This is a genomic window from Mycobacterium colombiense (assembly GCF_001672755.1).
Lineage (GTDB): Bacteria > Actinomycetota > Actinomycetes > Mycobacteriales > Mycobacteriaceae > Mycobacterium > Mycobacterium colombiense_C.
Map to the genome: position 1 here is coordinate 103,722 of NZ_LZKI01000064.1, position 9,575 is coordinate 113,296.

Consider the following 9,575-nt stretch of genomic DNA (forward strand, 5'->3'; position numbering starts at 1 on the left):
CGTGGGTCTTGAGGAACAGCTGCCCGGCGGGATCCTGCTGTCAACAGTCGAGAAGGTCGCGGGCTACGTCCGCAAGAACTCACTGTGGCCGGCGACGTTCGGGTTGGCCTGCTGCGCCATCGAGATGATGGCAACGGCCGGGCCAAGATTCGATATCGCGCGGTTCGGGATGGAGCGATTCTCGGCCACCCCCCGGCAGGCCGATCTGATGATCGTCGCCGGCCGGGTCAGCCAGAAAATGGCTCCCGTGCTGCGACAGATCTACGACCAGATGGCCGAGCCGAAATGGGTGCTGGCCATGGGCGTGTGCGCATCATCCGGCGGGATGTTCAACAACTACGCGGTCGTGCAGGGCGTCGATCACGTGGTCCCGGTGGACATCTACCTGCCCGGCTGCCCGCCGCGACCGGAGATGCTGTTGTACGCAATCCTGAAGCTGCACGAGAAGATTCAGGAGATGCCGCTGGGCGTCAACCGGGAAACCGCCATCGCTGAAGCCGAGCAGGCGGCGCTGACGGCCCGGCCCACGATTGAGATGCGCGGACTGCTGAGATGAGCTCACCGGACCAAGATCCCAAAGAAGCGATCAGCCGCGCCGACGAAGAAGTCATCGACGTGCGCCGCGGCATGTTCGGCGCCAAGGGCTCGGGTGACACGTCCGGTTACGGACGACTGGTGCGCGAGGTGCTGCTGCCGGGCAGCAGCCCGCGGCCCTACGGCGGCTACTTCGACGAGGTGGTCGACGCACTGGCCGCGGCGTTGAGCCAGGCCAACGTCGAATTCACCGACGCCATCGAAAGAGTCGTGGTGTACCGCGACGAGCTGACCTTGCACGTCCGTCGTGACGCGCTCGAACAGGTCGCTCACCGGCTGCGCGACGACCCGCGGTTGCGCTTCGAAATGTGCCTGGGCGTCAGCGGGGTGCACTACCCGAACGAGACAGGACGCGAACTGCACGCCGTGTATCCGTTGCAGTCGATCACGCACAATCGCCGCATCCGCCTGGAAGTGGCTGCGCCCGACGGTGATCCGCACATCCCCTCGCTTTTCGGGATCTATCCGACCACCGACTGGCACGAGCGCGAGACCTACGACTTCTTCGGGATCATCTTCGACGGACACCCGTCGCTGACCCGCATCGAGATGCCCGACGACTGGCACGGGCATCCCCAGCGCAAGGACTACCCCCTCGGCGGGATTCCGGTCGAATACAAAGGCGCACAGATACCCCCGCCCGACGAGCGGAGAGCGTACAACTGATGAGCACCACCACTGAATCGACGCACGACGGCGCCGGCGAGACCTTCGTGGTCGCCGGTGGCCAGGACTGGGACAAGGTCGTCGAGGCCGCCCGCGGGGTCGACCCCGGCGAGCGCATCATCGTCAACATGGGGCCGCAGCATCCGTCCACGCACGGGGTGTTGCGGCTGATCCTGGAGATCGAGGGCGAGACGGTCACCGACGCCCGTTGCGGCATCGGGTATTTGCACACCGGCATCGAGAAGAACCTCGAATACCGCTACTGGACCCAAGGTGTCACGTTCGTGACCCGGATGGATTACCTCGCACCGTTTTTCAACGAGACGGCCTACTGCCTCGGTGTGGAGAAGCTGCTCGGTATCACCGATCAGATTCCGGAGCGGGTCAACATCATCCGGGTGATGATGATGGAGCTCAACCGGATCTCGTCGCATCTGGTGGCGTTGGCGACCGGCGGCATGGAACTGGGCGCCATGACCCCGATGTTCGTCGGATTCCGGGGGCGCGAGATCGTGCTGACCCTGTTCGAATCGATCACCGGCCTGCGGATGAACAGCGCCTACGTCCGCCCCGGCGGAGTGGCGCAGGATCTGCCGCCCAACGCGGAGGCCGAGATCGTCGAAGGCCTCAAGGGACTCAGGCAGGTGCTGCGCGAAATGGGTGGCCTGCTCAACGAGAACGCCATCTGGAAGGCCCGCACCCAGGACGTCGGATACCTGGACCTGACCGGATGCATGGCGCTGGGCATCACCGGCCCCATCCTGCGCGCCACCGGGTTACCGCACGATCTGCGCAAGAGCGAACCGTACTGCGGATACGAAAACTACGAATTCGACGTAATCACCGAAGACACGTGTGATGCTTACGGGCGCTACATGATTCGTGTCAACGAGATGTGGGAGTCGATCAAGATCGTCGAGCAGTGTCTGGACAAGCTGAAGCCGGGCCCGACCATGGTCGAGGACCGCAAGATCGCCTGGCCGGCCGACTTGAAGGTGGGCCCCGACGGCTTGGGTAACTCACCGGACCACATCGCCAAGATCATGGGTGGCTCGATGGAGGCGTTGATTCACCACTTCAAACTGGTCACCGAGGGCATCAGGGTCCCGGCCGGCCAGGTCTACACCGCGGTCGAATCACCGCGCGGGGAGCTGGGTGTGCACATGGTCAGCGACGGCGGCACCCGGCCCTACCGGGTGCACTATCGAGACCCCTCGTTCACGAATCTGCAGGCGGTGGCGGCGATGTGCGAAGGCGGCATGGTCGCCGACCTGATCACCGCGGTCGCCAGTATCGACCCGGTCATGGGCGGGGTGGACCGGTGACCGGGCCGCAGGGACAGCCGGTCTTCATCCGGCTCGGCCCGCCGCCCGACGAGCCCAACGCGTTCGTCGTCGAGGGCGCGCCCGAGACGTATCCGCCCGAGGTGCGGGCCCGGCTGGAGGTCGACGCCAAGGAGATCATCGGCCGCTACCCCAACAAACGTTCGGCGCTGTTGCCGTTGCTGCACCTGGTCCAATCCCAGGATTCCTACCTGACGCCGGCGGGGCTGGAGTTCTGCGGCGAGCAGCTGGGGCTCACCGGGGCCGAGGTGTCCGCAGTGGCCAGCTTCTACACGATGTATCGCCGCGGCCCCACCGGCGATTACCTGGTGGGTGTCTGCACAAACACGTTGTGCGCCATCATGGGTGGCGACGCGATCTTCGACGCCCTGAAAGAACACCTGGACGTCGGCAACGACGAGACCACCGAGGACGGCGCGGTCACGTTGCAACACATCGAATGCAACGCCGCCTGTGATTACGCACCGGTGGTGATGGTGAACTGGGAGTTCTACGACAACCAGACGCCGGAGTCGGCGCGCGAACTCGTCGACTCGCTGCGTTCCGGCGAGCCCCGGCCGCCCACTCGCGGCGCCCCGCTGTGTGTCTTTCGCGAGACGTCGCGCATCCTGGCCGGCCTGCCCGACGAGCGTCCCGACCAGGGCCAGGGCGGCGCCGGGGCGGCCACTCTGGCCGGCCTGAAGGTAGCCAAGGAACACGGCATGCAGGCGCCGGACGCGCCGGAAGGCCAGTAATGACAACGACTTCTGACACTTCACAGGCGACGCCGCTGACTCCCGTCATCAGCCGCTTCTGGGACGACCCCGAGTCGTGGACCCTCGAGACCTACCACCGCCACGGCGGCTACGAGGCGATGAAGAAGGCGCTGGCGATGGAGCCCGATGCGGTGATCGGGCTGGTGAAGGACTCCGGCCTGCGCGGGCGCGGCGGCGCGGGATTCTCGACCGGCACCAAGTGGTCGTTCATCCCGCAGGGTGACACCGGCGCGGCCGCCAAACCGCATTACCTGGTGGTCAACGCCGACGAGTCGGAACCCGGTACGTGCAAAGACATTCCACTGATGCTGGCGACACCGCACGTCCTGGTCGAGGGCGTCATCATCGCCGCGTACGCGATCCGTGCCAGCCACGCGTTCATCTATGTGCGCGGGGAGGTGCTGCCGGTCCTGCGCCGCCTGCAGAACGCGGTGGCCGAGGCCTACGCCGCCGGCTACCTGGGCCGCGACATCAACGGCTCGGGCTTCGACCTCGAGCTGGTGGTGCACGCCGGTGCCGGCGCCTACATCTGCGGTGAGGAAACCGCGCTGCTGGATTCGCTGGAAGGCCGGCGCGGCCAGCCGCGGCTGCGCCCGCCGTTCCCCGCCGTGGCCGGGCTGTATGGCTGCCCCACGGTGATCAACAACGTCGAGACCATCGCGAGCGTGCCGTCGATCATCGGCAACGGCGTGGACTGGTTCCGCTCGATGGGCAGCGAGAAATCGCCTGGCTTCACACTGTATTCGCTGTCCGGCCACGTCGCCCGGCCCGGACAGTACGAGGCCCCGCTGGGAATCACGTTGCGGGAGTTGCTCGCGTACGCCGGCGGTGTGCGGGCCGGGCATCGGCTCAAGTTCTGGACACCGGGCGGGTCGTCGACCCCGCTGCTGACCGACGAGCACCTGGATGTGCCGCTGGACTACGAGGGTGTCGGCGGCGTCGGCTCGATGCTGGGCACCAAGGCGCTGGAGATCTTCGACGAGACCACCTGCGTGGTGCGTGCCGTGCGGCGCTGGACCTACTTCTACAAGCACGAATCGTGCGGAAAATGCACGCCGTGCCGCGAGGGCACCTTCTGGCTGGACCAGATTTACGAGCGGCTGGAAACCGGCAAGGGCACTGACGAGGACATCCAGAAGCTGCTGGACATCTCCGACACCATCCTCGGAAAGTCGTTCTGCGCGTTGGGCGATGGTGCGGCCAGCCCGGTGATGTCGTCGATCAAGTTCTTCCGCGACGAATACGTCGCGCACGTCGAGGGCGGCGGATGCCCCTTCGATCCACGAGACTCCATGCTGACGGCGGAGCGCGACGGCGCGAAAGGGTAAGACTCGATGACGAGTGCGGCCAAGACCGAAACCGGCGACGAGGTGCGTCCGCCGGACATGGTGACGCTGACCATCGACGGCAACGAAATCAGCGTTCCCAAGGGAACTCTGGTGATCCGGGCCGCCGAATTGATGGGCATCCAGATCCCGCGGTTCTGCGATCACCCGCTGCTGGAGCCGGTCGGTGCGTGCCGGCAGTGTCTGGTCGAGGTCGAAGGGCAGCGCAAGCCGATGGCCTCGTGCACCACGGTCGCCACCGACGACATGGTGGTGCGCACCCAGCTCACCTCGGAGGCCGCCGACAAGGCCCAGCACGGTGTGATGGAGCTGCTGCTCATCAACCACCCGCTGGACTGCCCGATGTGCGACAAGGGCGGCGAATGCCCGCTGCAGAACCAGGCAATGTCCAACGGCCGCGCCGATTCTCGCTTCACCGACGTCAAGCGCACCTTTGCTAAACCGATCAACATCTCCTCGCAGGTGCTGCTGGACCGGGAGCGCTGCATCCTGTGCGCGCGCTGCACCCGATTCTCCGAGCAGATCGCCGGGGACACCTTCATCGACATGCAGGAGCGGGGCGCCCTGCAGCAGGTCGGCATCTACGCCAACGAACCATTCGACTCCTACTTTTCGGGCAACACGGTGCAGATCTGCCCCGTCGGCGCACTGACCGGGTCCTCGTACCGGTTCCGGGCCCGCCCGTTCGACTTGGTCTCCAGCCCCAGCGTCTGCGAGCACTGCGCTTCCGGATGCGCGCAGCGCACCGACCACCGCCGCGGCAAGGTGCTGCGCCGGCTGGCCGGCGACGACCCCGAGGTCAACGAGGAGTGGAACTGCGACAAGGGCCGGTGGGCGTTCACCTACGCGACCCAGCCCGATGTGCTCACCACTCCCCTGATCCGCGACGCCGACGGCTCGCTGCAGCCGGCCTCGTGGTCGCACGCGATCGCCGTCGCGACCAAGGGACTTGAAGCGGCGCGTGGCCGCGCGGGTGTGCTGGTCGGCGGCCGAGCGACCTTGGAGGACGCCTACGCATATTCCAAGTTCGCGCGAATCGTGCTGGACAGCAACGACATCGACTTCCGCGCCCGGCCGAGCTCGGCCGAGGAGGCCGACTTCCTGGCCGCCCGGATCGCCGGCACGCAGATCACCGTCAGCTACGCCGATCTGGAGTCGGCGCCGGTCGTCGTGCTGGCCGGATTCGAGCCCGAGGACGAGTCGCCCATCGTCTTCCTGCGGCTGCGCAAGGCGGTCCGCAAGCAGGGGTTGCCGGTCTACGCCATCGCGCCGTTCGCCACCCGCGCCCTGACCAAGATGTCCGGGCGGCTGATCAAAACCGTTCCCGGCGCTGAGGCTTCGGCGCTGGACGGGTTGGCCACCGGCGAGGTGAGCGACCTGCTCTCCACCGCGGGTGCGGTCATCATGGTCGGCGAGCGCCTGGCCACGGTGCCGGGCGGATTGTCCGCGGCGGCACGGCTCGCCGACACCACCGGCGCCCGCCTGGCCTGGGTGCCGCGGCGGGCCGGCGAGCGGGGTGCGCTGGAGGCCGGCGCGCTGCCCGGGCTGCTGCCCGGCGGCCGCCCGGTGGACGACGAGACGGCCAGGGCGCAGGTCGCCCAGGCGTGGAACGTGTCCGAATTGCCGTCCGGCAGTGGGCGTGACGCCGATGCGATCCTGGCCGCCGCCACTGACGGCACGCTGGGTGCGCTGCTGGTGGGCGGTGTCGAGCCCGATGACTTCACCGACCCGCAAGCGGTGCTGGCTGCGCTGGACGGCGTCGGCTTCGTGGTCAGCCTGGAGTTGCGCCACAGTGCCGTCACCGAACGCGCCGACGTCGTCTTCCCGGTCGCGTCGACGACGCAGAAGGCGGGCGCATTCGTCAACTGGGAGGGCCGCTTCCGGCCATTCGAGGCCGCACTGCGCGGCACCGCCCAGCAGGCCAGCCAATCCGACCACCAGGTGCTCGACACGCTGGCCGACGAGATGGGCGTGTACCTGGGCATGTCCACCGTCGCCACGGCCCGCGAAGAACTGGCTGCGCTGCGGCACTGGGACGGCACGCGCGTCGCGAACCCGGCAGTCGCGGCCCCGGAGCCGGCCCAGCCCGCGTCGGGTGAGGCGGTATTGGCCGGCTGGCGGATGATGCTGGACAACGGCCGGATGCAAGACGGCGAGCCACATCTGGCGGGCACGGCCCGCAAGCCCGTCGCTCGGCTGTCCGCCGATACCGCCGCCGAGATCGGCGCCGCCGACGGCGACGCGGTCACGGTCAGCACGTCACACGGATCCATCAGCCTGCCGTTGATGATCACCGACATGCCCGACCGGGTGGTGTGGCTTCCGGTGAACTCGCCCGGCTCGGCGGCGCATCGCCAGCTCGGCGTATCGGCCGGCGACACAGTCAAGATCGGAGTTGGCAAATGACCGGCTTGACCGCCTTCGGGCACGACACGTGGTGGCTGGTGCTCGGCAAGGCGCTGGCGATCTTCGTGTTTCTCATGCTGAACGTGCTGGTGGCGATTCTGCTCGAGCGCAAGATCCTCGGCTGGATGCAGCTGCGGCCCGGGCCCAACCGGGCGGGGCCGTGGGGTGTCCTGCAGAGCCTGGCCGACGGAATCAAGTTGGCGCTCAAGGAAACCATCACCCCGGGTGGGGTCGACAAGTTCGTCTACTTCGCGGCGCCGGTCATCTCCACGATTCCGGCGTTCACCGCGTTCGCGTTCATCCCGTTCGGCCCGGTGGTGTCGGTGTTCGGCCACCGCACACCGCTGCAGCTGACCGACCTGCCGGTCGCGGTCCTGTTCATCCTGGGGCTGTCGGCGATCGGCGTGTACGGAATCGTGCTGGGCGGTTGGGCTTCCGGGTCCACCTACCCGCTGCTGGGCGGGGTGCGCTCCACCGCCCAGGTCATCTCCTACGAGGTGGCGATGGGGCTGTCGTTCGCCGCGGTCTTCCTCTACGCCGGCTCCATGTCGACGTCGCAGATCGTCGCCGCGCAGGACCGGGTCTGGTACGCGTTCCTGCTGCTGCCGTCGTTCGTCATCTACCTCATCTCGATGGTCGGTGAAACCAACCGGGCGCCATTCGATTTGCCCGAGGCCGAGGGTGAGCTGGTCGCCGGGTTCCACACCGAGTACTCGTCGTTGAAGTTCGCGATGTTCATGCTGGCCGAGTACGTCAACATGATGACGGTCTCCTCGCTGGCCACCGTCCTGTTCTTCGGCGGCTGGCACGCACCGTGGCCGCTGAACATGTGGGCCGGCGCCAACACCGGCTGGTGGCCGGTGCTCTGGTTCACCGCGAAGATGTGGACCTTCCTGTTCGTCTACTTCTGGCTCCGGGCCTCGCTGCCCCGGCTGCGCTACGACCAGTTCATGGGGCTGGGCTGGAAGCTGCTGATCCCGGCCTCACTGGTCTGGGTGCTGATCGCCGCCGTCATTCGCACCCTGCAGAACGAGGGCTATCAGCACTGGACCCCGATCCTGGTGGTCAGCAGCCTCGTGTTCGCCACCGCGCTCGTGCTGTTGCTGCGAAAGCCGTTCAGCGCGCCAGGTATTCGCGCGATGGAGAAACAGCTGCGCCGCGAGGCGAAGAAGCTGCCGACCGGACTCGACTCCGCACCCGTATTCCCGACACCGCCCCTGCCATCGAAGGGTCAGAAATCTTTGGCGGCGGCGAGCAAGGAGAAAGCACGTGGCTAAATTCTTGGACGCCGTAGCCGGATTCGGCGTGACGTTCGGATCGATGTTCAAAAGGAATGTCACCGAGGAGTATCCGGAGAAGCCGGGCCCGGTCATGCCGCGCTACCACGGCCGTCACCAGCTGAACCGCTATCCCGACGGTTTGGAGAAGTGCATCGGCTGCGAATTGTGCGCCTGGGCGTGCCCGGCCGACGCGATCTACGTCGAGGGCGCCGACAACACCGAGGAACTCAGGTATTCGCCCGGGGAACGCTACGGCCGGGTGTACCAGATCAACTATCTGCGGTGCATCGGTTGCGGGTTGTGCATCGAGGCGTGCCCCACGCGGGCGCTGACGATGACCAATGACTACGAGATGGCCGACGACAACCGCGCGGACCTGATCTACGAGAAGGACCGGCTGCTGGCGCCGCTGCTGCAGGACATGCTCGCGCCGCCACACCCCAGGACCGAAGGCGCGACCGACAAGGACTACTACCAAGGCAATGTGACCGCAAACGGGTTGCGGCAGACCGAGCAGGCCGGAGACTCCCGGTGACCGGATTGGCCGGCCACGCCGTCACCGTGGCCTCGAGTTTTGCGCAGGACACCATCGTCCGCACCTCCACCGGCGAAGCGATCGCGTTCTGGGTGCTGGGCGTCCTGGCCGTGATCGGCGCGGTCGGGGTGGTCACCGCCGTCAACGCCGTCTACTCGGCGATGTTCCTGGCGATGACCATGATCATCCTGGCGGTCTTCTACATGATCCAGGACGCGCTGTTTCTGGGTGTGGTTCAGGTCGTGGTCTACACCGGCGCGGTCATGATGCTGTTCTTGTTCGTGCTGATGCTCATCGGTGTGGACTCCGCGGAATCGCTCAAGGAGACGCTGCGCGGTCAGCGCATCGCCGGCGTGGCCGCGGGGATCGGGTTCGGCATCCTGCTGATCGCCGCCATCGGCAACGTGACCACCGGCGGCTTCGCGGGACTGACCACCGCCAACGCCAATGGCAACGTGGAAGGGCTTGCGGCGCTCGAAGCGCTCGCGGTGTGCCAGCACCATCGCGCCGACGGCCGCGGTGATCAGCAGCGCGCTGGTGAGCTCGAACGCCCACAGGTACCGCGAGAAGATCAGCGCCGCAAGCCCTTCCACGTTGCCATTGGCGTTGGCGGTGGTCAGTCCCGCGAAGCCGCCGGTGGTCACGTTGCG

General features: G+C 66.9%; 9 protein-coding genes. All 9 read left to right on the plus strand.

The annotated features are described in order from the left end of the window. The first annotated feature begins 1 nt into the window (after window position 1). Window positions 2-556 (plus strand): NuoB/complex I 20 kDa subunit family protein, encoded by a 555-nt coding sequence (locus A5708_RS08720; protein ID WP_065028229.1) that lies wholly within the window; start codon window positions 2-4, stop codon window positions 554-556. Continuing rightward, window positions 553-1,260: an NADH-quinone oxidoreductase subunit C gene (locus tag A5708_RS08725; protein WP_065028230.1), complete on the plus strand. Its 708-nt coding sequence runs from the start codon at window positions 553-555 to the stop codon at window positions 1,258-1,260. The genes A5708_RS08720 and A5708_RS08725 overlap by 4 nt, the downstream gene beginning before the upstream one ends. Next, the gene (nuoD, locus tag A5708_RS08730; protein WP_065028231.1) at window positions 1,260-2,585 is read left to right on the plus strand and encodes an NADH dehydrogenase (quinone) subunit D; all 1,326 of its coding nucleotides are present in this window, start codon (window positions 1,260-1,262) and stop codon (window positions 2,583-2,585) included. Before A5708_RS08725 ends, nuoD begins: the two co-directional genes overlap by 1 nt. Then, window positions 2,582-3,337, plus strand: coding sequence for an NADH-quinone oxidoreductase subunit NuoE (nuoE, locus tag A5708_RS08735; RefSeq protein WP_065028232.1), 756 nt, complete (start codon window positions 2,582-2,584; stop codon window positions 3,335-3,337). The genes nuoD and nuoE overlap by 4 nt, the downstream gene beginning before the upstream one ends. Next, complete coding sequence (gene nuoF / locus A5708_RS08740; protein WP_065028233.1) at window positions 3,337-4,686, plus strand: NADH-quinone oxidoreductase subunit NuoF; 1,350 nt, start codon at window positions 3,337-3,339, stop codon at window positions 4,684-4,686. Before nuoE ends, nuoF begins: the two co-directional genes overlap by 1 nt. A gap of 6 nt (window positions 4,687-4,692) precedes the next feature. Beyond that, entirely contained in the window at window positions 4,693-7,110 is a 2,418-nt protein-coding gene (locus A5708_RS08745) for an NADH-quinone oxidoreductase subunit G (RefSeq protein WP_065028234.1), read from the plus strand. 5 nt (window positions 7,111-7,115) lie between these two features. Then, window positions 7,116-8,387 (plus strand): NADH-quinone oxidoreductase subunit NuoH, encoded by a 1,272-nt coding sequence (nuoH, locus tag A5708_RS08750; protein WP_065028251.1) that lies wholly within the window; start codon window positions 7,116-7,118, stop codon window positions 8,385-8,387. Next, window positions 8,380-8,925 (plus strand): NADH-quinone oxidoreductase subunit NuoI, encoded by a 546-nt coding sequence (gene nuoI / locus A5708_RS08755; protein ID WP_065028235.1) that lies wholly within the window; start codon window positions 8,380-8,382, stop codon window positions 8,923-8,925. The genes nuoH and nuoI overlap by 8 nt, the downstream gene beginning before the upstream one ends. Beyond that, window positions 8,922-9,575, plus strand: a 654-nt coding sequence (locus A5708_RS27950; RefSeq protein ID WP_155765944.1) for an NADH-quinone oxidoreductase subunit J, incomplete at its 3' end; no start/stop codon positions are given. The genes nuoI and A5708_RS27950, both read left to right, overlap by 4 nt.

Coding starts and splice junctions, on each gene's coding strand:
- A5708_RS08725 (WP_065028230.1), top strand. CDS start 553: ATGAGCTCACCGGACCAAGATCCCAAAGAAGCGATCAGCCGCGCCGAC.
- nuoD (WP_065028231.1), top strand. CDS start 1,260: ATGAGCACCACCACTGAATCGACGCACGACGGCGCCGGCGAGACCTTC.
- nuoF (WP_065028233.1), top strand. CDS start 3,337: ATGACAACGACTTCTGACACTTCACAGGCGACGCCGCTGACTCCCGTC.
- A5708_RS08745 (WP_065028234.1), top strand. CDS start 4,693: ATGACGAGTGCGGCCAAGACCGAAACCGGCGACGAGGTGCGTCCGCCG.